We start from the raw sequence: 24,425 nt of genomic DNA on the forward strand, positions 1-24,425 counted from the left end.
GCCCGAGGCAGGGATTTGGCGAGCGCCAACGCGCGGCGCGCTACGATTGGCCCTGCTGCTGCGCCTGCTCGTAAAACGGCACGAGCGTATCCAGGTGGCCCTGGACGATCTTGCCGATCGTGCGCGGCGGCAGCGTGCCCTTATGCAGCTCGAAGACCGCCGTGATCAGCGCCAGCTCGATGTCGACCTTCTTGGGCGACTGGGCTTTCATTTCCTTCACGAGGTGCATTGCGTGGTCTTCCACGCGCTTGTAGGCCTCAAACGCGGCCGCTTGTGCTTTGGCATCCATGCCGCAAAAGTGGTGGCCCAAGACGCGCCCGGGGTCAAGCGGCTATGCACTTGCCGTCTTCACCTGTGCGCGACAGCCTGTGGGGGTGCAGGGCTCACGCGTGCGCGCCAACTGGTATGCGCAGCTGTCGCAAAAGACGGCGGCGGGGCTGACGCTGGTCGAAGCGCTCGAAACGACACCCGGCCCAAAGCCCGCCGATAAGCAGGCCTTGCTCGCCGCCCTCCCGGAGCTGGACCTCGCGGGCGCCTTGCAGCAACGCGCCTCCTGGTTGGGCGCGCTCGACCGCGCGGTGTGGGTGGCGGCGCTGCAGAGCGGCACCTTCCCCGAGGCGGCAGCTTCGCTGGCGGAGCATTATCGGGAGCTGGGCAAGGCACGGGGCAAGGTGATCGGTGCCCTGCTCTACCCGCTCTTGGTCGTGCATCTGGCGATCCTGTGCTTCTCGGTGCTGCACCTGACGTTCGGCGCACTGGATGTTGAAAGCACGTCTCCCTTCACCTTCGTCTGGGGCGACTATCTGGGGCAGGTGGCGGCGGGCATGGCCGGCCTGTGGGGCGCGCTGCTGCTGCTCCATGCCTGGCGGACGCTCCACCCCGGCAGCCTGCACGCGGTGCTGCGCCGCCTGCCCGGCATTGCCCAATACCTGCGTGCACAGGGGCTGGAGCGCTTTTGCCGCTTGCTCGCCGATCTGCTGGAGGCGGGCGTCTCGCTCCGGAAATCGCTGACCCTTGCAGGCGAAACGACGGGCGACCCTCGCATGGCCGCTGCCACGCGTCAATTGGCCGAGGCCGTCGGCAACGGGCGTGCGCCGGGCGGCCTGATGGGCGCGCAAGGCGTCTGGCCGGTCGATTTCGTCGCGCTCTACCAGACGGGCGAGAAAACCGGCCAACTGGAGGCAACCCTGCGCCAACAGATGCGCCATTACCGCAACTCTGCCACCCGTTGGTTGGCCGCCTGTGCGTTCTTTTATCCGCAGCTCGTCTTCCTGATCATCGCCGGGGTGCTGATGAACGAGGTGCTGCAAGCCTACGGTCACTACTTCGAGCAGCTCCAGAACTGGGACCGCCGCTCGGGCTGGTGAGGCTCTGCGCTTCACGCCATTCGCCGGGCGTCTGGCCCTCCCAATCGCGAAATGAGCGGTAAAACGAGTTGGGGTCCTGAAAGCCCAGCAGGCACGCGACCTCGACCAGATTGAGCGTCGGCTCGCTCAGGTATTGCCGGGCCAGCTCGCGGCGGGCATCCGTCAGCAGCTCGCGAAAGCTGGTGCCCTCCTCCGCGATGCGACGCTGCAGCGAGCGAGAGCTCATGCCCAGCTCGCCCGCGACGTCCGCGATTGGCGGCAAGCCACCCGCCATGAGGCGTTGGGCCACCCAGCGGACTTGGTCGGCAATGGAGCGGGTGGCTACACGTTTGGCCAGCGCCTGATCGAGCGAAGGGGCCAGCATCTCCAGCAGCGCAGCGTTGTAAGTCGTAAAGGGCAGGTCGAGATCGGCGCGGGCAAAGACGAGTCGGTTCGCCGACGCGCAGAACTGGACACGGCAGCCATAAAACGCTTCAAACGCCTCCACGGCCTCGGGTGCACGGGCCAGCTCGACCCGGCGGGGATTCAAGGGCAGCCCCGTCCCTCGCCTTCCCAGCTCCGTCTGCGAGGCGAAAATGGCGTCGATAAAGCGAGCCGGGGCGGGCTTGGTGCTGCCGATCCAGCGCAACTCGATCAGGCAAAGGTCGCCCTGCTCGATCAAACGCATCTCTTCGGCACAGCAGAGCGCCTTGTAACGGGCCAAGCGTTGCAGAGCCTCCCGAAATGTCCGCGCATGGTGCGCGGCAATGCTTGCCGGGTGGAAACGCTCGCGCGGTGCGCGGCAGGCAACCCGGACGCCGATCAACGGATCGTCGGCCACTCGCTCCAGCCCTTCCCAAAAGCGAAAAAGCTGCTCGGTATCCAGCAAGAGAGGGTGCTGGCTCGCCAGCGTAAGGGGCAGGCCGGTGGCCCGGAGTACCTTTGCCGGGTCGACTCCCAGCTCGCCAAGCGTCGGGAAAAGATTCGGACTGGAATAGGTCGGGCCGGCCATGATTCAGGTGATGACCGGCAAAGCCGGTCTGCAACTCGTGGTTTGCCAGCAAAGGGCTAGCACTGCGGCTGGTAGTGCGTGCGCATGTAGGCCATGAAGGCTTCCTCGGAGGTCTCGCGCCGGGCCTGGACGATCGGCAGGATGTCCTTCGTCGCCACGTAGCGCAGGCGATCCGTGCCATCGGTGACGGCAGCGTAGATCGTTTGAGCGACTTCTTCCTCCGTACCCCGCCGCTCGTCGCGCATCCGGGCAAAAAGGCCTGCCGTCGCCTCGACGAACGATTCGTAGTCGGCAATGCCCGCGTTCTGCGCGGCTTCCGCCCCGCTGCGCTCGCCAAAGCGCGTGCTGGTGACGCCACCGGGCTCGATCATCTTTACCCGGATGCCCTGCGAGGCCAGCTCATAGGAAATGGCTTCGCTGAAGCCTTCGAGCGCAAACTTGCTGGCGCAATAGAGCGACAGCATTGGCAGCCCGAACACGCCCGCCCCGGAGCCCACGTTGACGACGGTGCCGCTGCGATGCTCGCGGAAATGCGGCAGGATCGCCCGCATTACGTTCATCGCGCCGAAGACATTCACCGCAAACTGCTCGGCGATCTTCTCCGGCAGCGTGGCCTCAAACAAACCGAACAGCCCGAAACCTGCGTTGTTCACCACCGCATCGATGCGGCCAAAGCGTTCGATCCCGGCTGCAATGGCGGCCTCAATCGAGGCTGCATCTTCCACATCGAGTCGCACAACCATCACGTTGGGCCACTCCGAAAAGTCCGCCGCATCCGCCGGGCGGCGCATGGTGGCGATGACGTTCCAGCCCTGGCGGGCAAAGTGGAGGGCGGTGGTTTGGCCGAGGCCCGACGAGCAGCCGGTAATGAGTATGGTCTGGTTCATTGCAGCGATTCTACGCCACCTGCCCCGCCCATACACTCGCCACTTACGCCAATCGACTTGCGCAATACGCCAGACTACCGAGCCACCAGCGCGCCCATGCACTCTTGAAAGCGGTCGCTCCAGAGGCGGGGCTGGTGCGTTTCGGGGGCCACCTTGCAGTTGAGGCGGTGGCCCTGGGCGTAGACCGCGTGGCCGTCTTCGCTGCGCAGGCGGAAGCCGACCTTCCACTTGGCCGCCCGCAGTTGCAGGCACCAGAGGTCGACCAGCACGTGGCCGGGCTTTGCGACGCTGCCGAGGAAGTCGATCTCTACCCGGCGGGCGACGAGGTACATATCGGGGAAGTTCTCCCAATCGAAGCGTGGGGCCTCCAGCACGTGCTCGACCCACGCCTGTTGGGCGCGCTCGACCAGCACCAGGTATTGCGGGTGGTGCAGGATCATCTGCGCGTCGAACTGGTCGTAAAAGACTTCGGCCTGGAAGGTGAAGGCCGGGGCGTGCTCCGGTAGCATGGCGCGACTGCAACGGCCCGGCGCGCTTTTGGCAAGGGCGGAACGGGCGAGCGGGCGCTGCGACAATCGAATTGTCGCACGCGCCGGTAGGGCTTTTACTGCGCGCATGAAGCGAGACGCAGATGGCCGGATCCTCCTCGGGCGTTGGGATTACGCGATGCAGACCTTGATCGTGCTCAACCTGATCGCGTTTGCCTTCGAGACGCAGCCCAACCTACCGGAGCCGTGGCCTGTGATCTTCGACAACTTCGAACTCGTCACGGTGATCCTCTTCACGGGCGAATATCTGTTCCGCCTGTTGATGGCGCGCCCGCGCTCGGCCTACGCGTTTTCGTTCTTCGGCATCATCGATTTGCTGGCCATCGTGCCCTACTTTTTCGCCCTCGGGATCGACCTGCGGACGCTGCGGGCCTTTCGCATGCTGCGCCTCTTCAGCCTCGTCAAGCTGGCGCGCTACGACCGGGCGATCCGGCGCTACCATCAGGCGTTCAAGATGATCCGCGAAGAGCTGGTGCTGTTCGGGACGGCCGCCCTCATCGTGCTCTACCTGTCGTCGGTCGGGATCTACTTTTGCGAACACAAGGCCCAACCGGAGAAGTTTGCCTCGGTCTTCGATTCGCTCTGGTGGGCCATCTGCACGCTGACGACCGTTGGCTATGGCGATGTCTACCCCATCACGGCGGGCGGTCGGGTCTTCACCTTCTTCGTGCTGATGGTCGGCCTCGGCTTCATCACGATCCCGACCGGACTTTTTGCGTCTGCCTTGGCGAAAGCCCGCGATATCGGGTAGATTAACGCGAACTCTCTCTCCCCCATGAAAACGCTCCTCAGTCTCCTCCTGTTTTTGTTTGCTGCCGTCGTGCTGCAGGCCGAAGACACCGCCGCAATGTGGCAGATCGACGGCGTGGTGCGCCAAAAGCGCGCGGATGGCTCGGTCGCCCATGCCAAGATCGAGGTCAAGATGCCCGAAGGCGGCACTTCCCCCGATGGTCAATGGATCACCGTCGCCGAGACGAAGACCGACGCCGAGGGCAAGTTTCACTTTGAAAGCCCGCCCTCGCAGTATTTCCAAGTCTTCATCCGCAAAGGCGACCGTAAGGAGAGCCACTACATTGAGGGTTACCTGCCGGACAGCGTGATCACGATCTTCGCGAGTCGTTTCACCGAGTAGCCATCGCCAGTCGCGTGAGCAGGCTTTGCAGGTGCGGAGCCCAGTAGCAACCGGCAGCGGTGAGGCGCACGGGCTCTTCGGTGCTTGGCCACGACTCGATCAGGCCTGCTTCGCGCCAGTTTTCGAGCAAGGCGGCCTTCCACGGCAGCGTGCTTTCGGGCCAGCTGCTGATCGGAGGCAGGGTCCGATCCTCCACCGCGCCCGCCAGCCGAGCGGGGAAGCTGCGTTGGGAATTCTCCGAGGTCTGCCGATAGCGGGCCGGGATCTGACCGTTTTCGAGCGCCTGACGGTAGCCGTCGAGGGCTGGATCGCGTGCAATCGAGAGCCGCCCGAGTCGCCCGCCCGCGCCGGAGCCGAAGGGTAGCAAGTCGGCATCGACTTTCGCCAGCCGGTTGTAGAGCGAGCGTTCGCGCGGCGTGCGGCGCCAGTGCTGGAGCGTAAAGTGTTCGAAGCCCTGCGCGGCCAGCGCGGCACAGGCGGCGGCGTAGGCCCGACCGCGCTCGGTCTGCACGGGCGCAGCCGGGAGTCGCCCCGTCTCCAGCATCTTGGCCAGCGGGCTGCCGGGGAACTGCTTCAGCTCGTAGAGATCGAGACCGTCGATCGTCGTTTCTTCGGCCAGGAAGCGGATGTCTTCCTCCAGCATCGCGATGGTCTGCCCCGGCAGGCCGAAGATCAGGTCGACAATCACCAGTGCGCCCGTGGCGGAAAGGTCGGCGATGACGCGGCGAATCTCGTCGCGCCCGGCGAGTCGACCCAAGCGGCGGCGCAGGCGCTCGTCGCTGCTTTGCAGGCCGAGGGAAAAGCGGTTGGCGCCCGCCCCTACCCACGCGGCAGCCTTCTCGGGCGTAAAGTCGCGAAAGCGGCCCTCGACCGTGATCTCGGTGCGCGCGTCGATCCCGTGCCGCGCCTTGAGGTCGGCCATCACCGCCGCGAGGTCGTTGCCTTCGAGGTCGCTCGGCGTGCCGCCGCCAAAATAGACGGCATCCACCCGCCGCCGGGGCAGGTCTTCGCCCAACGCCTGGGCCGTCAGGGCAATGTCTTGCCGTAGCAGGCGTGCGTAATCGGCGCTGAAGCCGTCATAGCACTGGTAGCGGTAAAACGGGCAGAAGGCGCAGCGGTGTCGGCAAAACGGCACGTGCAGGTAGAGGCACAAGGGGGCAGCCTGGCGCTCCTCAAACAGCTGCGGTGCCCAGTCGGCAAAAGGCAGCTCCACCGCCTCGGTGGGTTGCACCGAGCGACCGTGCCCGTGCGGCGGGTGCGCACTGGCGGCAAGGTCGAAGGCGGCGGTAAAGGGATCGACACCCACCCGGGCGAAGGCGGTCTCCACCATGGCGGAGGCCGTCGGAACATGCTGACGCTGGGACATAAGGAAACATTCCTTTTTGAAAAGGTTTTCTTATGAAGCAATCAGTCGAGCATTAGGCTACCTTTCCAAAACCAAGGAATGCCAGCCTAAAACGCGAATTGGTCTCAAAAACTCAAACGCTGCGCTGGCGCACGGCCTCGAAGATGACCAGCGCCGCCGCCACCGAGACGTTCAGGCTGTCCGTGACCCCGCGCATGGGCAGCTTGGCCGTCAGAGTCTGGCCGTCGAGCCAGTCTTCGGAGAGGCCGATGTCTTCCGCACCCAACACGAGCGCGATGGGCTGACGCAGGTCCTGCTCCCAGATCGTCTTCTCCGCCCGCGGCGTCGTCGCAACCGGCACGATCCCGGCCTCGCGCAGCAGCGGGCGCAGGTCGCGCGTCTCCGCCAGGTAGCACGGCAACGAGAAGATCGCCCCTTGGGAGGCACGGATCGCATTGGGGTTGAAGAGATCGGTCCGCGAGTCGCAGACCACAACCGCATCCACCCCGGCGGCATCGGCCGTGCGCAGGAGCGCGCCCAGATTGCCGGGCTTTTCGACCGCCTCCGCCACCAGCACGAGCGCCGGGTGGTCCAGACCCGCCAGCCGCGCCTGCAGGTCGGCCAAAGGGCGTTCCTGACTGATGGCGACCGCCAACAGACCGTCGGGCCCTTCGCGGTAGCAAACCTTGTCGAAGGCCTCGGGCGAGAGCTGGACGACTTCCGCGCCCTTGTCTTCCGCCCGCTCGACCACCGTCAACGCGTCCAACTCGTTCTGCGCCGGAGCCTTGAAGCGCTCGGGACAAAAGAAAACGGTCTCCAGCGGCCAGCTGCATTCGAGGGCACGCGTTACCTCGCGCCGTCCTTCGATGAGAAAACGCTCCTGCCGCCGCCGGTGGCGGGCATCGCCCAACCGCACGAGGTTTTTCACGCGCGGATTTTGTACGCTCTGGATGTTGGCAAAGGCCATGGAAGCGGGCATTCAGGCACAGCCCCGCCACGGCTTCAAGGCAATGATGCTCCGGGCAGTGGGATACCACACGATCAAAACCGGCTCGTTAACCTCTTGAAGGAAAAGATCGGGGCTTGAGTGGCGTGAATTTCCGCTTGCCGAGCCCATAGGACATGATTTTGAGTAAATAATGGAGCCTGCATCCGAGCCAATTGCCGTCGATCAAGAGTTCTATATGAACGCGGAGGCGTTTTTCCGGGCCAACCGGAACATCGGCCTGACTTACGACGACATCACCCTGGCAACCCGTTACAGCGAAGTGCTGCCGCGCTTCACCGCGCTGGACCAATCGCTGTCTGACCGGCTGACGCTGCACATCCCGCTGATCTCGGCGGACATGGACACGGTGACGGAGGCAAACATGGCAGCCGCCATGGCCCGCAACGGCGGCCTCGGCCTGATCCACTACAACATGGCCGAGCGCGACCAGCTGCGCGAAGTCGCCCGGGTCAAGAACGACGTGCACGGCCTGATTCAGGAGCCCATCACCGTCCGCCACGACATCCTGGTGGCCGACGTGCTCGATATGATCGAGGAAAAGGGCTACAAGTTCCGCACCTTCCCGGTGGTGGACGAAGACAACACCTTCCTCGGCCTGCTCCGGGGCCGCGTGGTCCGCGAACGCTATCACGACAAAAAGGTGTCCGATGCCATGACCCCGGCCAGCGACGTCTTTACCGTGCTGGATCGCGACATCGCCGACGGCCCGATCGAAGCCGCCGACCGCTTTTTCACCAAGCACATGGGCATCCATAAGCTCATCGTGCTCAACGACAAGGGCCAGCTGAAGGGCCTCTTTACCCTTAGCGACATCGAGCGCATCCGCGAAGAAGAGCGCGCGACCGTCAAGCCGGCCCGCGACGCCAAGTTTCGCCTGATCTGCGGTGCCGCCATGGGGATCTGGCGCAAGGCCGACGGCTCGCTCGATACCGACCGTATCCTCGGCCATGGCCACAACCTCGTGAAAGAGGGCGTCGATGCGTTTGCCGTCTCCACCGCGCACGGCCACAGCCGGGGCGTGGGCGAGATGGTGCGCCTGTTGCGCGACGAGTTCCCCGAAATGACGCTGATCGCCGGTAACGTGACCAGCGCCGAGGGGGTCGAATTCCTCGCCAGCTGCGGAGCCGATGCGATCAAGATCGGTCAGGGCCCCGGCTCGATCTGCACCACCCGCATCGTCGCGGGCGTGGGCATCCCGCAGCTCACCGCACTCTTTGTCGCCAGCCGAGCCGCGCAAAAGCTGGGCGTGCGCATCATCGCCGACGGTGGCATTACCAAGAGCGGCGACATGGTGAAGGCGCTCACGCTGGCCGACTTTGTGATGGCGGGCGGCCTCTTCGCCGGTTGCCGCGAAGCGCCCGGCGCGATCATCGAGATCAACGGCAAGTTCTACAAGCAATACCGCGGCATGGGCAGCCACGCGGCCATGAAGGCTGGCAGTGCGGCCCGTTACGGCCACGAAAAGGTGACCCGCAAGGGCGACAAGGTGGCCGCCGAGGGCATCGAAGCATTGAAGGAGCTTTCCGGCACGCTCGACGACACGCTTTACGAACTCGTGGGCGGCGTCCAGAGCGGCATGGGCTACCTCGGTGCCCGCAACCTCGTCGAGCTGAAGCAGCGCGCGCGCTACATCCGCGTCTCCCCGGCCGGCATGCGCGAGTCCGCCCCGCACGACGTGATCGAGGTCAAGACGACCAAGGAAGACTAACCTCGCCCACCCGATGGAGGCCATCATCTTCATCGGCCTGCAAGCCAGCGGTAAGAGCACCTTTTACCGCCGGCAGTTTTTCGATACGCATGTGCGCATCAGCATGGATCTGCTGAGTACGCGCCACCGTGAGCGATGCATCCTCGAAGCCTGCCTCGCGACCGAGACGCGGGTGGTGATCGACAACACCAACCCCACCCGCGAAGAGCGGGCGCGCTACATCGAGCTGCTGCGTGCCCGGCGTTACCGAATAATCGGCTATTACTTCTCCAGCCCGGTGGCGGAGTGCCTGGAGCGCAATCTGCGGCGCGAAGGCAAGGCGCGCATCCCGAATGTCGGCCTGCTGGGAACGGCAAAGAAGCTGCAAAAGCCCTCGCTGGACGAGGGTTTCGACGAACTGTGTTACGTAAAGCTGGAAAACGGTGCATTTGTCGTGCAGCCTTGGCAGCCGGATGACCTTTGACGAGCTCGACCAGCGCCTGCGCATCTACGAAACGGCCGACGATTATTGCGTGCTGCCCGGCATCCATATCGTGGTGCGGCTCGACGGGCGTAGCTTTACGCGCCTGACGAAAGAGGTCCACCAATTCGAGGTCCCTTATGATGAACGCTTTCGCGACTGTATGGCGGCGACGGTCGAGCACCTCTTTACCTGCGGCTTCAAGGTGCTCTATGGCTACACCCAGAGCGACGAGATTTCGCTGCTGCTCGACCCGCGCGACGATCTCTTTGGCCGCAAGACACGCAAAATCATCAGCGTGATGGCGGGCGAGGCCAGCGCACGTTTCAGCCTTTCACTCGGCGCTATCGGTGTATTCGATGCCCGCATCAGCCAGCTGCCGCGCGTGCAAGATGTGGCCGACTATTTTCGCTGGCGACAGGAAGACGCTCACCGCAATTCCCTCAACTCGCACTGCTACTGGCTGCTGCGGAAGGAGGGCCAGTCGGTGCAGGATGCGACCAACTTTCTATCCGGGCTCTCCCTTGCGGAGAAAAACGAGGTGCTCTTCCAGCGCGGCATCAACTACAACAACCTGCCCAGCTGGCAAAAGCGCGGGCTCGGCTTTTACTGGGAAGACACCCTTAAAGAGGGCTTCAACCCGAAAACCGGCGAAACCGTCCCTACCTTGCGCAAGCGGCTGAAGCGCGACATGGAGCTGCCGCTCGGGGACGCCTACGACGCGTTTATCCGTGGCTGGCTCGATTAGCTCGAAGCCCTCCCCTTATACTTCCGGACGGTCGAGAAAGCGCTCGATGGCGCGCAGGGTGGCGGTGTGCACGGTAGCAAGCTCAGGCACGATCTGGACGGCTTGAGCTTCGCGTCCTTCGTGGAGCATGGTCTGCATCGTCTCCGCCAGGTGGCCCAGTTGGGCGAGGCCGGCATTGCCCGCAAGGCCTTTGAGGCTGTGCACGTAGGCGGCAGCTTTGGAGAAATCTCGCTGGTTGAAGGCGGATTGAATTTGCCGCATGACGTGGGTCGACTCGCTGAGGGCGATATTCAGCACGCCTTCCATCAGCCCTTCGTCGCGCATCATGCGGTTGAGAACTTCGTCGAAATCGACCAGGGGGCGCGTGGGCACAGCGGTCGGCTGGCGGTGCGCAGCGGCCTCTTGAACCGCCGTTTGCGCGCATAGCCAGCGGTCGAGCACGCTGGCCAGCTCCGGCGGAGAAATGGGTTTGGCGACGTAATCGTCCATGCCCGCCTGCAGGCACTGCTCACGGTCTTCGGGGCGGGCGTGGGCCGTCATGGCGACGATGGGCACCTTGGGGCAGCCGCTGCGCTTTTCCCGCAAGCGAATCGCGCGGGAGGCTTCCAGGCCGTCGAGCTCCGGCATCTGCACGTCCATCAGCACGAGGTCGTAGGGGATGCTGGCGAGCGATTCGAGCGCTTCCACCCCGTTGGCGACCACATCTACGCGCAGGCCGAAGCGATTGAGGATGCCACAGGCGACGGCTTGATTGACATGGTTGTCTTCGGCCAACAATACGCGGGCGCCGCAAGACTGGAGGCGGCGCATGCGGGCGGCCATCTCATCGACCACGCGGTTGTCGCCCGACTTCAGCAGCTCGGCCAGAGCGTCGTAGAGGTCGGACGGGCGGATGGGCTTGAAGGTATGGGCGTCGAAGTTGCGGGTGGAAATGGAGGCGAGCTCGTCGGCCCGGCCCATCTCGGTCAAGAGGACGAGTCGGGTGCGCTTGAGCATTTCGTCGGTGCGGATCGCCCGCGCCAAGGCAAACCCGTCCATGCGGGGCAGGTCCTGCTCGATCAGCACTGCCGGGATTGGGTCGCCCTTTTCCGCTGCTTGATAAAGGATGTCGAGCGCGGCGAGGCCGCCCGAGCAGAGCACAGGCACCGCATTCCAGCTGCGGAGGCGGTCGGCAATGTCGAGGCGCAAGGCTTCGTCGTGCTCCACCACCAGGATGGAGACGCCCACAAAATCGGTCTCCGGCGGGGCTTCCTCGTCGTGGGCCTGCTTCTGGAGGCGCACCCGGAACCAAAAGTCCGCGCCTTTGCCCTCTTCGCTGTCGACGCCGATTTCGCCCCCCATCAGCTCGGTCAGCTGCCGGCAAATGGCCAGCCCTAGCCCGGTGCCGCCGTAGTTGCGAGTGGTCGACGCATCGGCTTGCGTAAAGGCCTTGAACAAGCGCCCCTGCACTTCGAGCGGGATCCCGATGCCGGTGTCGCGCACGCAAAAGTGGATCAAGGCATCGTGCTCGGTCTCTTCGACCAGATCGGCTTCCACCTGGACGCTGCCGGCGGGGGTAAACTTGATGGCGTTGCCGGCGAGGTTGAGCAGGATCTGCCGCAGGCGACCGGCATCGCCGCGCAGGCGACCGGGCACCTCGGTGGCGGCCGAGCAGGAAAAGCGCAGGCTCTTCTCCGCCGCCTTGCCTCGCAGAAGGGCGGCGAGCTCGCTCATGAGCTTGCGCAGATCGAAGTCGAGCTCTTCCAGCTCGAGCATGCCGGATTCCACCTTGGAAAAGTCGAGAATGTCGTTGAGCAGCGCCATGAGCGATTCACCGCTGGACTGGATGGTTTCGGCGATCTGCCGCTGCTCTTCCGTCAGCCCCGGGGTGTCGAGCAGCAGGTGCGTCATGCCGATCACGCCGTTCATGGGGGTACGGATCTCGTGGCTCATGTTGGCGAGGAACTGGCTTTTGGCCTCGCTGGCCTGGTTGGCCTTTTCGGCCAGGCGCCGCAGTTCTTCGCGCTGGTTGACCATGTCGGTGACGTCCCAGTTGGTGCCGAGCATGCGGGTCGGATTGCCTTGGGCGTCGTGCTGCACCAGCGAAATGGCCCGCAGGTGGCGCTCGCACCCGTCGGGGGTCACGATGCGGAATTCAGTATCGAAGTCTGCGCCGCCCTCCTTGGCGCCGCTCACCTCGCGGACGGTGCGTTCGCGGTCTTCCGGGTGCAAACGCTCGACCCAGCCGTCGAAATGGGGGACGAGGGTTTCCGGCGTCAGCCCGTAGAGCTTGAACATCTGATCGTCCCAAGTCAGCCGATTGCCCCCACAGTCCCAGTCCCAGATCCCTACCCCGCCGATGCGCAGAGCCAGCGAGAGGCGTTCGCGGGTCTCGCGCAGGTGTTCTTCCAGGCGGCGGCGCTCGGTGATGTCTTCGATCTGGGAAACGAAGTGGACGGGGTTGCCCTCGCCGTCGCGAATCAGTGACACCGTGAGGTAGACCCACACGATATGCCCTTCGGCGTGGCGGTAGCGCTTCTCCATTTGGTAATGGGAGCGCTTGCCGTCGAGGGTTTCGTGCAAGAGGTCGAGGTCTTTCTCGAGGTCGTCCGGGTGGGTGATGTCCTGGAAAGTCAGGTTGACGAGCGTCTCCTTGTCGTAGCCCACGATGCGGCAGACGGAGGCGTTGACCTCGACCCAGCGGCCTGTGAGGTCGACCAGCGCCATGCCGATCCCGCTCGACTCAAAGGCTCCCCGAAAGCGGGCTTCGCTCTCGCGCAGGCGGTTCTCGAACTCGCGCCGCTCGGAGATGTCGCGCAGGGTGCCCATCAGCAGCAGCGGCGATCCGTCGGCCGCGCGCTGGAGGACTTTGCCGGAGTCGAGGATCCACTTGTAGGTGCCGTCCTTGCAGCGGACGCGCTGCTCGTTGACAAAGTTTTCCGTCTCTCCCGCGATGTGCCGGAGGACTTTGTCCATGCTTCGGGCGCTGTCCTCCGGGTGGACGAGTTGGGACCATTTGGCGACATCGTCTCCCAGGTCGTCCTCCGCGTAGCCGAGGAACTCGCGCCAGCGGTCGGAGATGGAGAGCTTGCCGGCCGGGAGGTCGAGCACCCAGAGGCCGTCGCCGCTGGACTCGAGGGCAAACTGCCAGCGCGCATCGCTGTCGAGCAGCGCCTGCTTCCATTTTTCGCGCTCTTCTACCTGCTGCGTGATCTCACGCAGGGCCAGCAGGCCGTGGCACAGGCTGCCTTCTTCGTCGCTCACGGCAGTTACCACGAGGGCGAAGCAGCGGCGCAATCCCGTGGGCGCCAGAAAACAGCCTTCGCCTTCCCAGCGCGCATGTTGCCGCAGGGCCACCACAACTTTGCGCCACTCCCAGGGCAGCCGGGTGGTGTCGAACAGTGTCTCCAGTGGGTGGCCGACAAGGGCGGATGCCTCTTGGCCAAAGATGCCCGCCATCGACGCACTGACTGCGGTAATCTCCCCTTCCAGGTTCAAAACGGCCGAAACCACCTCTGAGGCTACCAGCGCCGCAAGTATTCGCTCATTGCAGAGATCGGCGGTGGAGACCTGAAGCGTCCGGGGAGAGATTTCCATGGGGGAGAAACGAAAACGGGAACTGCCCTGCAAATTCGTCTGACTTGCAGCTTTTTTTAGCCTATTTCACGTATTTCATTTGTAAAAAGAGGATTTTTCAACCGCCGATTACACCGGGCGGTAAAACGGTAGGCCTTCTCAGGTATTTTCACCCCCGATTACGGGTAATCCTGCCCCCTCAGGAACGCCCTCCGAAGAAGGAATACGGGTCTTTTTCCGCTTCTTCCTCTATCTCCAGCTCTTCTTCCCGAGCTTCCTCCTGGCGGGGCTGAGCCTTTGCAGGGCCAGGCTTGGGGGCGCCCGCTCCGGGGGCACTGGGCTTCGCCCCGCGTTCGTCCCGCCGGCCAAGGATCATGAGCGTCAGCGCTTCGATGTTTTCCCGCATCGAGGCCGCTTGTGCCTGGAGTTCATGCGCGGCAGCCGAAGATTCTTCGGCCACGGCGGCAGTGGATTGCGTGGCTTCGCTGGCTTGAGCGACCGCGCGGTTGATCTCGTCGGCTCCTCGTGCCTGTTCGGTCGAAGCGGAGGCGATGCCGCCGATCAGGCCGCCCACTTCGTTTACGTGCTGGCGGATGCGGTCGAAATCGCCGCTGACGGCCTCAACCAGCCGGGAGCCTAGCTGGCTCTTGTTGGCAGCATCTTCGATCAGCCCCGAGGTGGAGCGGGAGGCTTCGCTGGCCCGCTGCGCCAGGCTACGCACCTCATCGGCCACGACGGCAAAACCGGCCCCGGCCTCTCCGGCGCGCGCGGCCTCGACGGCGGCGTTGAGCGCGAGGATGTTGGTCTGGAAGGCGATCTCGTCGATGGTCTTGATGATCTTTTGCGTCTGATTGCTCGCGTCCTTGATCTCGCCCATCGAGGTCGTCAACTGCACGATGTTCTGGCCCGCGTTGTTGAGGGTCTTGAGGGCATCGTCCATCAAGTGGGCGGCGGAGCTGGCGTTGTCCGAATTCTGGCGCGTCATGGAGGCAAACTCCTCCACGCTGGAAGAGGTCTGCGTGAGGCTGGCCGCCATCTCCGAAGCGCTCTCGGCCTGGCGCTCGCCTACGGCAGAAACTTGATGCGAGGCGGAATTGACTTCCGAAGCGGCGGCGCGCAGCGAGCTGGAAATGCGCGAAATGCCGCGCACCGTGGAGGCGATGATCACCGTGGTGATGCCTGCCAGCACGAGGATGCAGGCGATCGCAATGCCGACCGACCAGTAGAGCGTGCGGTTGGCCTCGGCCAGGACGACTCCGCTGGGGATGGTGACGCCCATGGCCCAGAGTTCCGGCTGCCCCCGCAACTTCAGGGGCATGAACACGCCAATTTGCGGTTCGCCGTCCAGCTCGGTGGTCAGGAACACGCGCTCGCCGTCGGAGACCCGCGCCATCACGCCATCGGCACTGGCAGCATCAAGGGGCGTGCCTACTTTTGAAAAATCGGGGTGGCCCACGAGGTTGCCGCTGGGCGTGGCCATCATCACCTGTCCTACGTCCATCGGCTTGAGCTTGGCCGCCTGCGCGGAAATATCCGAGAGGTTGAGGTCGACCCCTGCCACCCCCACCGCCTTGCCGTCTACATGGATCGGCAGGCAGACGGATGTGATGAAGACTTCCTTGCCGCCGACGGCATACATGTAGGGCTCGATCACCACTTGCCGCTCTTCGTGCAGCGGCTTGAGGTAGTAGTCGCCCGCGCCTTCGACCGTATAGTCGATCAGCGGCTCGGCCGAGATCTTCCCATCGGCGCGGAAGACGTAGGGCACAAAGCGTCCGGTGCTGTCGTGGTAAGGTGCCACCTCGCGAAATGCCTCGTCCTGGCCGTCGAACGCGTTGGGCTCGAAACAGACCCAGGTCGCCAGTAACTCCGAATTACCCTCCAGGATGCGCGCCAAGGTGGCGACCACCTCTTCGCGCGAGAGCTGCGCCTTGCCCGCCATCAAGCCTTCCAGCACATGGGCCATGTTTTGCGACACGACCAGACCATCGTCGAGCACTGCGCTCAGCTGAGCCCCGTATAGCGCCCCCGATTGCGCGGCAAGCTCTTGCGCGTTATGACGGGCTGCCGAGTAAGACCGGTAGCCAAGAAATGCAATCGACAATGCGAATGCAACTGCGGTGGAAAATGCAACGGAATAGACCAGCCGCTGCGAGAGGCTCAGCCTTCCAAAAAATCGTTTGACCATGATCTGGAACCAGTTAAGGGATTTTTATAGCCCTTATTTCGGTCAAAAATGGGCAGGGTTTAGCCGCGTGTTTTTCCAAGCGCCTGCATAGCACCGTCAGGCTGCGGCAGGCAGGCGTGGGCCCGAAGTCCCGTCGCACAGAGGTTCATCGTCGAAAAAGTGCACAAAAAAGCCCGGAGTCTTCGAAAGGCCGGGCTTACACGTGGTGGCTGAAGGGAAAATTGGGGTGGCTGACCGGATTTGAACCGGCGACCCTCGGTACCACAAACCGATGCTCTAACCAGCTGAGCTACAACCACCGTCTTGAAAGATACGAGTAAGCCGAATGTGCGGCAGACCGTCAAGGGCAAAAAGGCAGCCAGAGTCATTTTTTCGCAAAGCAGGCATGAGCACGGGATGGTGACGCTGCAAGAAGACCCACCTTCCAGCATTGCACAATCGAGGGTGCTGACTATGCTGCACGGTCGATCTCCAGCGCCGAACTCACTGGCCCATCCCGATATCCGCATTATGAAGCATCCCCTGTTCTCCTGGTTGACGCAGCGCGCCGCTGGCGCCCTCTTGCACCCAACGGCCCTGCCCTCCGAGCAGGGCGTAGGCGTGTTGGGCGGGGCCGCCTACGAATTCATCGACCTGCTGCGGGCCGCCCGCATGACGTATTGGCAGGTGCTGCCGCTGGGGCCCACGGGGTATGGGGATTCTCCCTACCAGTCTTTTTCCGCCTTTGCCGGTAATCCCTACCTGATCGACCTGCAGGCGCTGGTCGAGAACGGCCTGCTGAAGACCGAGGAACTCCAGCCGCTGCGGGAGCTACCGCGCGGTCGGGTGGACTACGCTGGGCTCTACGAGCGCAAGTGGTCGATCCTGAGCCTGGCTTACGAACGGTTCAAGGGCCAGCATTCCGACACCGTTGCCGACTACGGCTCGTTTGACGCCTTCTGCGACGCGCAGGGCGATTGGCTCCAGCCGTTTGCGGAGTTCATGGCGGTCAAGGCGCACTTCGGCGGTCGCTTCTGGGGCGAGTGGCCGGAGCATATCCGCCAGCGCCCCCAGAATGGCGATCACGATCTCTTGCGGGAGCTGAAGGACTCGATCCGCGCACACCAGTTTTACCAATACCTCTTCTTCGGCCAGTGGAAGAACCTGAAGCGCTACGCCAACGACCATGGGGTGCAGATCGTGGGCGATGCTCCGATCTTCGTCGCGCTCGACAGCGCAGACGTGTGGAGCAACCCCGACCAGTTTGAGCTGCGCACCGATGGTCGGCCGGCATGCGTCGCCGGAGTCCCGCCAGACTACTTCTCCCCCACCGGTCAGCTCTGGGGCAACCCCTTGTATGCGTGGGACCGTATGCGTGCCGATGGCTACAGCTGGTGGCTGAGCCGCCTAGAGCGCAACCTGCAGACTTTCGACGTGCTGCGCCTCGACCACTTCCGTGGTTTTTACGACTACTGGGCCATCCCCTCCGAGGCCAAGGATGCCCGCAGCGGCGAGTGGCGCAAGGGCCCGGCGCTCGACCTCTTCCGCACGCTGCACCGCCACTTCCCGCAGGCGCAGATCATTGCCGAAGACTTGGGCGACCTCAGCCAAGCGGTGTTCGACTTCCGCGACCAGACGGGGCTGCCCGGCATGGCGATCCTCCACTTCGCCTTTGGCGGCGAGGGCGACAACCTCTACCTGCCCCACAACCTGCAGCCCAACAGCGTGATCTACCCGGGCGTGCACGACAACGACACGACCAAGGGCTGGTACCACAGCGCGCCGGAGCAGGCCAAAGACCACGTGCGCCGTTACTTGCGCGTGAGCGGCGAAGATATCGCCTGGGACCTCGTGCGCACGTCCTACGCCTCCGTCAGCCGCCTTGCGATCATCCAGGTGCAGGATCTCCTGAGCCTGGGCACGGAGGCCCGCTTCAACACGCCGGGCACCGCCATGGGCAACTGGCAATGGCGCCTGCAGGACGACCAGATGGGGCAGCTGCATGGGCATGCACCCTATCTGAAGGAAATCGCCGAACTCTATTACCGGTAAAAACCGTTCGCCTCATTCCGGTTGAATTCCCAACCGGATTGGGGTTGCTTGTCGCGTGGAGAAAAAGACCCGCAAGAGATTTCGCTGGGTGGGCGGCGGCCTCGGGCTGATCGGCCTGTTGATCCTGGCCCTGCTCGGCGCGCACCCGTGGCTGATCGAGTGGCTCACCCCCTGGGCGCTGGAGAAGGCTGGCTTGCAGGCCGATTCCGTGAGCGTGCAGGGCTACCGTGCGCTGCGCCTCCAAGGCGTCGAAGGCACCGTCTCCGGCTATCGGATCGAGGGCGAAACGGCGGAGGTGCCCCTGCTCTTCCCGTATGGTTCGTTCTTCCTCGCCGACGAGGGTGAAAAGACGGATGACGTGCTGATCCAGCTGCGCGGGTGGTCGGTGGCAAAAGTCGAACCGCCCAAGGATGACGACCCCGACCAGGAGCGCTCCACCCCCCGCCGCGTAGCGCGTCTGATCGACCAGTTGATGCCGCGCCTGCAGCAGTATCTGCCCGGCACCCAGCTCGAAAACATCCGCTATGCGGGCTACGAAAGCTCGTGGCAGGTGAGGGTGCAGCAGGCCCAATGGCAACCGGTCGCAGAGGCTTTGCAGGCCGAAGGCACTTTCGTCCGCAACGAAGAGGAGCATCCCTTTACCGTGGGCATCGACCGGGGGGAGCGCTGGACTTACGCGCTGAACTTTGCGAGCCCCAATCCCTCGATTCGCCTTGAGGGCAGCGCCACGCTGGCCCCGACCGGCTGGCAGGTAGCGCTCGACGGCAACCTCTACGGCGGCCCCACCGAGATTTCGGCTCAACTGCCGGAAAGTGCGTGGCTGCCCAGCGCCGCTCATCTTGCCTGGCAAAACCCGAGCGAAGAGATCGTCGCGCTGACCTCTCGTGGCGTCGAGCTGGAGCAAGGGCAGTTGCAACTGGATTGGGATGGCACGCGCTGGGCCGTAAACACCCAAGGCAACGGCACCTACACGCGCGAAGATCGCGAGCCGACGCCGTGGGAGCTGCTGCTGGTCGCGGAATCCCCCGGCGCCCCCACCCTGCAGATCCAGCAGCTGGAAGTGGAGACACAGTGGGCGGATGCACAGCTGCGCAGCCCCGTGTCGCTGAACTGGCAGACGTACGAGCTGGATGCGCCCGCCCAACTCCGCGCCCGCGTGCCCCTGCAGCCTTACATGAAAGAAGGCGAATGGCCGCCCCTGCTGGTCAACCTGCGGGCCCGGCCGTTGCGGCGGGCGCAAGGTCTGGAATACCGGGCGGACTTCCACCTGCCTGATAATGCCTCTCTGCCCGGCCACGTGCAGCTGAATGGCACTTTTGAACAAGGCCAACTGGTGCTCGAAGCCCTGCAGGCCGATTTGCAGGACGTAGGCACCTTGAGCGGCCATGCCCGAGCCAAGCGGGGCGAAGAGGGCTTTGAGCTGGAGCAGGTGCAACTGGGCTGGGACTTCGATGGCGAGGCCTTGCGCGCCCGCGTCCCTCAGCTTGAAAAGGTGATTTTCACCCGCACGACAGGGCAGATCAATGGCCAAGGCGCGTGGCCCGACTTCCAATATGAAGGCGAAGTGCAGCTCAGCCAGCTCGATGTGGCGCAGGTGCCGCCGCTGGATGTGAATCTGGAACTGCAGGGGCGCGGCATGGAGCAGGTGTCGCTGCAGCCGGAGATCCTCCGAGATGAGGCCAACCGCGTGCAACTGGCGGTGCAGGTGCAGCGCTCGGCCCAACAACTGGGCGTGCAGGTGCAACAACTCCAATGGCACCACGGCAGCGCAACCGTGCAACTGGCGGAGCCTTTTAGCGTCAGCCTGCCACAAGGGGACGACTTTCGCGTGAACTGGACGGCCGCCCGCCTGACCGGCCCGGAAACGGCACCGGGCTTGAACTGGGAGGCCGGGAAGTGGTCGACGGCCAACGGTGGCAACCTGAAGCTGTCGCTCGACCGCTGGGTGGGCGACTGGTTGCAGCCTTGGCTCGAAGCCGAACTGCCGCGGGCGGGCGTCGAACGGCTGGCGGTCGACCTGCGAACCGAAGACGACTCGGTGGTGGGTAAGCTGCAGGCCGCCGGCACCTATTACATCGAGGAGCAAGATGTGCCCGTGCGCGCGCAGATCCAGCTGCAGCCGGGCTTGGCTGTCTTCGACTCCCTCCAGGTGGGCTTGGCGGAGCGCCCCATCCTCAATGCCCAAGGCTCCCTGCCCTTCAGCCTCGGCTACGCGGAGCGGAAGTTCAGCTACGAGCTGCAGACGGAGGCCGGCTTTGAATTTCGCCTCGACTTGAACCTCGACCGCCCCCGGGTGCGTCGGGTGCTGGAGCCGCTGGGGATCGTGCTGGGCGGGGCCGATGCCACGATCGACCTGGAGGGCAGCATCGCCGCACCGGTCGGCCAGATCCGCCTGCGCGCGCAGACGATCGACTACGACCATGCGAGCCTGAAAGAGCCCATCCGCCTCGACGACCTGAACCTAAATGCGCGCATCCGCGAAAACGCGATCGATGTGCCGCTGCTCGCATTTACCCTGCGCCAATACAATGGCGACTATGTGCGCATGAGCCTGCGTGCGCGCAACTTCAGCCTGCCGGAGATCATCCAGCACCCGGGAGAAGCACAATGGCAGGAGATCGATTATCTGGCCGATATCGAGCGCCTGCCCGTGGCCGCCTTGATGCCGGTGGCCAACCAGATCCTGCAGCCGCAGGGCTCTCTTTCGGGCGAAGTGCGCTGGCGCGGTCAATCGTTCCGGCCGGGCACGCTCGACTTTGAAAACCTCGCCTTCAAACCGATGGGGGGCGGTCTGACATTGCGCTCGTTTGGCGGTCAACTGGGGCTCGACGGGCGCACGGTGACGCTCAACGACGTTTCCGGCCAGTGGAGCGGCCAGCCCCTGCGCTTTGGCGGGCACTTGAATTTCGACAACCTGCAGGCACCCAAGGGCGAGTTGACGCTGCAGGGCGACCGCCTCGAACTGGTGCGCCAGGCCGGTCTGCTCCTGCGCGGCGATATCGACGTTAAGGCCAACATCCAGAACGGGCTGCAGCAGGTGGGCATCGCCGGCGGCGTGACGCTGCACGACAGTATGCTACTGCGCGACATGCGCGACCTCCTGCGCTCCGGCCCGGCCAGCGCCGCCAGCAAGCCGCCCTTCTTTGCCGTCGCCGCCAAGCCTTACCATGCATGGACGCTCGACCTCGACATCCGGGGCGACCAGTTCATGCGCATCCAGGCCCCGTTTGTCAGCGGCGAGCTGAGTGCCGACCTGCACCTGGAAGGCACGCTGGGCGACCCGCGTCTGATCGGCGACATCCCGCTGCAGCCGGGCGCGGTGCGCTTCCCCTTTGCCAAGATCCCGCTGGAGACCGCCGCCGCCCGGATCACCCTGGAAGACCCGAGCACCGTCAAGCTGGAGGCCTCGGGCCAGGGCTACAGCTTTGGCTACGATGTGCAACTGAGCGTGAGCGGCACCATGACAGAGCCCGAGCTGCGCCTCAGCTCCACCCCTCCACTTTCCGAAGAGTCGATCCTCGTCATGCTGACCACCGGCTCGGTGCCTTCCGGCTCCAGCAGCGGCGAAGGGTCCAACGGCCTGCAGCGGGCCGGCTCGCTGGCTTATTACGTGGGGCAGGACTTGTTTAGCCCGCTCTTCCAGAGTGGCGGCTCCGAGCGGATCCGCATCATGCAGGGCGGCAGCTTGTCGCAGTTTGGCCAACGTACGACGGCGGTGGAGTTCAGCCTGAGCGACGGCTTCTCCCTCATCGGCGAATACGATGAATACGGCGACTACAACATCGACGTAAAGTGGGACATCTTTGAGCGCTGAGCCTGTGCCAACCGTCTCTTCCTTCAAGGCCCACGCCATGATTTTCCCTGCCCCGCCCCCACCGAAATTTCCTCTGCTGGATGACAGCGGATGCGCCTACGCTATAGTGCTTGTGAATCGATGACGCGAAAAACCCCGAAACGCTGGCCTTTGTTGGGCGCCCTCGCCTTGTTGCCGACCAGCCTGGCCGCAGTCGAAGTGTCGGTCGACGGCACCGGCTGGCTCCAGAACCTGACGTTGAAGAGCATCCTCAAGCGGAGCCTGGAGCTGCCGCAGCAGGAGCACTGGAACGCCAACATGATCGAGGACGCCATGTTCTTCCTCGAAGAGCAGATGCGGCAGGGCGGCTATCTGGAGCCCACCGTGCATGTGGCGCTTTTCGATGCCGAGGGCACCAAGCTGGAGGACTATACGTGGAGCGATGAGCTGCAACTGAGCGAAGACACGCACCTGCCCGAGGCCCAGCGCGCCGAGTTTCGCATCGAAAAAGGGCTGCTCTTTTATTTTGACCGCGTCGCGTTCACCGGCTCCGACGTGATCGAGCCGGATCAGGCACGCCTGTATTTCCACCCCGCGCAGGGCCTCATCGGTTCCAAGAGCGACCGCCCCTACAACGAGTCGATCCTCGGCAGCGGCGTGCGCAACCTGACGGCGGAGCTGGAGGCGATTGGCTATCAGGAAGCTAACGTGATGATCGACACGGTGGACATCGACACCGAGAGCGGTGCCGTATCGGTCGACCTCGCAGTGGAAGAAGGCCCGCGCTACTGGCTGACGCAGGTCGAAGACGAGCTGGCCGAGGGGGTGAGCGACGATTTCGCCGCCGGGCTCTTGCGAGCAGTGCAGGACGTCGACCAAGCCTACTCCGCCAGCCGTGCGCGCGACTATGCCACTGCGCTGCGCAACATCTTCTACGCCAACGGCTACCCGGGAGTTGAAATCTCGCTGGAGCCCACCTTCTCCGAACCTGAAAACGAGCGGGTGGACGTGACGCTCGACCTGGTGGTGAAGCCTGGCCCACGCACCCGTCTGGGGGCCATCGCACTGGAGGGCTTCATCGACACCGAAGAAGAGTTTGTGCGCAGCAACATCACGGTGGAGGAAGGCCAGTGGCTGAATCGCCTCGCGCTCGAAGATTCGCGCGACCGACTGGCCCGGCTCGGTGCCTTTACCCGCATGCGCTATCGCCTGGAGCCGATGGAGACCGACGACGGCGAGGCAGCCCAGCGTGCGGTCTTCATGGCCGAAGAGGTGAAGCAGCAAAAATTCAGCCTGCTGCTCGGCTGGGGCAGCTATGAGATGTTGCGGGTCGGCTTCATCTACCAATACCGCAATCTCTGGGGGCGCGCGCACAGCACCACTTTTCAGGCGCTTCAGACGTTCAAGAGCTCAGCCGCACGCTGGCAGTATGCGATCCCGGAAACGCGCGCCTTTGCCTACAACTCGCAGTTCAGCCTCTACGGCATCACCCGTGAAGAGGTGTCGTTCGATCGTGAGGAATACGGCGCCGAGGCCGGGGTCTACCGCGAACTGGAAGACTGGGACAGCCGCTACTCCCTCGTCTATCGCCTGGAGCAGCTGACTTCGCGCTCGATCGACGGCACCGAGATCCCGGGCGACCCCGATCAGCTCTCCGCCTCCATCGCCTTCGAGTGGGCCACCGATCAGCGCAACTCTTTGCTCTCGCCCGACAGTGGGATCCGCTGGACCTTCCGCTCCGAGTTTGCAGACGAGATCCTGGGCGCACAAGAGCGCTACCAGCTATGGGGCGGCACCATTTCCTGGCAGCGGCCCATCACCTCTTCGTGGCGGCTGCGCGTGGGCTTCCAGCACGAGGCGCTGACGTCGTTCTTCGGCGACCGCGAGGCCTCACCGTTCAACCAACGTATGTTCCCGGGCGGCGAAAACTCGATCCGCGGCTACACCGAAGGCAAGGCCGCTCCGCGCAACAGCGAGGGCACCTTCATCGGCGCGGAGACGATCAGCCTGCTTTCGACCGAGGTGCAGCGCCGCTTTTACAAGAACATCTACATGGTGTTCTTTGCCGACCAGCTGCTGCAGGGCGAAAACATCTCCAGCTGGCCGGGCGACCAATACCTCGCCAGCGCCGGAGCGGGCCTGCGGATGATGACCCCGCTGGGCCCCCTGCGCTTTGAGTATGGCCACAACCTCAACAAGCGCGAGAGCGACCCCAACGGCGCCTTTCACTTCTCCATCGGGTATCCGTTCTAGTCTCCTACCACCGTCGCAGCACTTGGTGAAAGCGGCTGGCGACGACGGCGTTGAGCAGCCCGCCGACAATGGCGAGCAGCGACCAGACGGAAGAGCCCGCCAGCACTCCGCTACCCGGGCGAGCCGAAAGTAGCAGCGCGAGCACCACTTCTGCCGCGATCACGAGGCACACCATCCAAATCCCGCGGTCGAACAGCACCATCGCGGATGCCATGAGGACGGAGCCGGCGAGGAGCAAGGCAAAGGCATCGGCCATAAACGGTCGACCGCCTGCCGCCCCTTCGTCGGCAAACTGGGAGAGCTGCACCCAGGCGAAAACGAAAAGCAGCAAGGCCAGCACACAGCGCGCGCCTAGCCAGAGATATTTGCTGTCGAGCAGGTGGTCGATCGGTCGGTTCATGCCTTTCCTT

General features: G+C 64.1%; 18 protein-coding genes and 1 tRNA gene. 9 read left to right on the forward strand and 10 right to left on the reverse strand.

From position 1 onward, the window contains the following. Nucleotides 1–40: 40 nt before the first annotated feature. The gene (locus Q7P63_07985) at nucleotides 41–289 is read right to left on the reverse strand and encodes a hypothetical protein (GenBank protein ID MDP0500027.1); all 249 of its coding nucleotides are present in this window, start codon (nucleotides 287–289) and stop codon (nucleotides 41–43) included. Between Q7P63_07985 and Q7P63_07990 the strand changes: the two genes are divergently transcribed. Further along, a complete protein-coding gene (locus Q7P63_07990; GenBank protein ID MDP0500028.1) occupies nucleotides 288–1,367 on the forward strand; it encodes a type II secretion system F family protein in 1,080 nt (359 codons plus the stop codon). The two genes, Q7P63_07985 and Q7P63_07990, sit on opposite strands and share 2 nt — an antisense overlap. Here the strand turns inward: Q7P63_07990 and Q7P63_07995 are convergent. From Q7P63_07995 to Q7P63_08005, 3 genes are all read right to left on the reverse strand, one after another. After that, nucleotides 1,276–2,358 carry an AraC family transcriptional regulator gene (locus tag Q7P63_07995; GenBank protein ID MDP0500029.1) on the reverse strand — a complete coding sequence of 361 codons (1,083 nt, stop codon included), beginning with the start codon at nucleotides 2,356–2,358 and terminating at the stop codon, nucleotides 1,276–1,278. The two genes, Q7P63_07990 and Q7P63_07995, sit on opposite strands and share 92 nt — an antisense overlap. A 56-nt stretch (nucleotides 2,359–2,414) precedes the next feature. Then, nucleotides 2,415–3,245, reverse strand: a complete 831-nt coding sequence (locus tag Q7P63_08000) for an SDR family oxidoreductase (protein MDP0500030.1) — start codon at nucleotides 3,243–3,245, stop codon at nucleotides 2,415–2,417. Between the two features lie 74 nt (nucleotides 3,246–3,319). Next, nucleotides 3,320–3,862: a hotdog domain-containing protein gene (locus tag Q7P63_08005; GenBank protein ID MDP0500031.1), complete on the reverse strand. Its 543-nt coding sequence runs from the start codon at nucleotides 3,860–3,862 to the stop codon at nucleotides 3,320–3,322. Between Q7P63_08005 and Q7P63_08010 the strand changes: the two genes are divergently transcribed. Both Q7P63_08010 and Q7P63_08015 read left to right on the forward strand, forming a co-directional pair. Then, nucleotides 3,861–4,544: an ion transporter gene (locus tag Q7P63_08010; protein MDP0500032.1), complete on the forward strand. Its 684-nt coding sequence runs from the start codon at nucleotides 3,861–3,863 to the stop codon at nucleotides 4,542–4,544. The two genes, Q7P63_08005 and Q7P63_08010, sit on opposite strands and share 2 nt — an antisense overlap. A gap of 24 nt (nucleotides 4,545–4,568) precedes the next feature. Continuing rightward, a complete protein-coding gene (locus Q7P63_08015) occupies nucleotides 4,569–4,925 on the forward strand; it encodes a hypothetical protein (protein MDP0500033.1) in 357 nt (118 codons plus the stop codon). Here the strand turns inward: Q7P63_08015 and Q7P63_08020 are convergent. Further along, entirely contained in the window at nucleotides 4,915–6,291 is a 1,377-nt protein-coding gene (locus Q7P63_08020) for a radical SAM protein (protein ID MDP0500034.1), read from the reverse strand. The genes Q7P63_08015 and Q7P63_08020 overlap by 11 nt on opposite strands. A gap of 112 nt (nucleotides 6,292–6,403) precedes the next feature. Beyond that, on the reverse strand, nucleotides 6,404–7,237 hold the full coding sequence (locus tag Q7P63_08025; GenBank protein ID MDP0500035.1) for an RNA methyltransferase: 834 nt from the start codon (nucleotides 7,235–7,237) through the stop codon (nucleotides 6,404–6,406). Nucleotides 7,238–7,409: 172 nt separating this feature from the next. Between Q7P63_08025 and Q7P63_08030 the strand changes: the two genes are divergently transcribed. The 3 genes from Q7P63_08030 to Q7P63_08040 are packed head-to-tail and all read left to right on the forward strand — an operon-like array spanning nucleotide 7,410 to nucleotide 10,195. Then, entirely contained in the window at nucleotides 7,410–8,987 is a 1,578-nt protein-coding gene (locus tag Q7P63_08030) for an IMP dehydrogenase (protein MDP0500036.1), read from the forward strand. Between the two features lie 13 nt (nucleotides 8,988–9,000). After that, nucleotides 9,001–9,450, forward strand: coding sequence for an AAA family ATPase (locus Q7P63_08035; GenBank protein ID MDP0500037.1), 450 nt, complete (start codon nucleotides 9,001–9,003; stop codon nucleotides 9,448–9,450). Then, complete coding sequence (locus Q7P63_08040; protein MDP0500038.1) at nucleotides 9,440–10,195, forward strand: tRNA(His) guanylyltransferase Thg1 family protein; 756 nt, start codon at nucleotides 9,440–9,442, stop codon at nucleotides 10,193–10,195. Before Q7P63_08035 ends, Q7P63_08040 begins: the two co-directional genes overlap by 11 nt. A 15-nt stretch (nucleotides 10,196–10,210) precedes the next feature. Here the strand turns inward: Q7P63_08040 and Q7P63_08045 are convergent, their stop codons facing one another. The 3 genes from Q7P63_08045 to Q7P63_08055 all read right to left on the reverse strand — a co-directional run bounded on the left by Q7P63_08045 (nucleotide 10,211) and on the right by Q7P63_08055 (nucleotide 16,237). Further along, on the reverse strand, nucleotides 10,211–13,771 hold the full coding sequence (locus Q7P63_08045) for a PAS domain S-box protein (GenBank protein MDP0500039.1): 3,561 nt from the start codon (nucleotides 13,769–13,771) through the stop codon (nucleotides 10,211–10,213). A gap of 178 nt (nucleotides 13,772–13,949) precedes the next feature. Beyond that, complete coding sequence (locus tag Q7P63_08050) at nucleotides 13,950–15,938, reverse strand: methyl-accepting chemotaxis protein (protein MDP0500040.1); 1,989 nt, start codon at nucleotides 15,936–15,938, stop codon at nucleotides 13,950–13,952. Nucleotides 15,939–16,160: 222 nt separating this feature from the next. Beyond that, nucleotides 16,161–16,237 (reverse strand) — tRNA-His (locus Q7P63_08055). A gap of 211 nt (nucleotides 16,238–16,448) precedes the next feature. Here Q7P63_08055 and malQ point away from each other — a divergent pair. The 3 genes from malQ (at nucleotide 16,449) to Q7P63_08070 (ending at nucleotide 24,015) form a co-directional block, all read left to right on the forward strand. Next, nucleotides 16,449–17,969 (forward strand): 4-alpha-glucanotransferase, encoded by a 1,521-nt coding sequence (gene malQ, locus Q7P63_08060; GenBank protein ID MDP0500041.1) that lies wholly within the window; start codon nucleotides 16,449–16,451, stop codon nucleotides 17,967–17,969. Nucleotides 17,970–18,024: 55 nt separating this feature from the next. Then, nucleotides 18,025–21,783 carry a translocation/assembly module TamB domain-containing protein gene (locus Q7P63_08065; GenBank protein MDP0500042.1) on the forward strand — a complete coding sequence of 1,253 codons (3,759 nt, stop codon included), beginning with the start codon at nucleotides 18,025–18,027 and terminating at the stop codon, nucleotides 21,781–21,783. 120 nt (nucleotides 21,784–21,903) lie between these two features. Then, entirely contained in the window at nucleotides 21,904–24,015 is a 2,112-nt protein-coding gene (locus Q7P63_08070; GenBank protein ID MDP0500043.1) for a BamA/TamA family outer membrane protein, read from the forward strand. A 4-nt stretch (nucleotides 24,016–24,019) separates the two neighbouring features. Here the strand turns inward: Q7P63_08070 and Q7P63_08075 are convergent, their stop codons facing one another. Next, complete coding sequence (locus tag Q7P63_08075; protein ID MDP0500044.1) at nucleotides 24,020–24,415, reverse strand: hypothetical protein; 396 nt, start codon at nucleotides 24,413–24,415, stop codon at nucleotides 24,020–24,022. Nucleotides 24,416–24,425: the final 10 nt, after the last annotated feature.

Source organism: Verrucomicrobiota bacterium JB022 (genome assembly GCA_030673845.1).
Lineage (GTDB): Bacteria > Verrucomicrobiota > Verrucomicrobiia > Opitutales > Oceanipulchritudinaceae > WOUP01.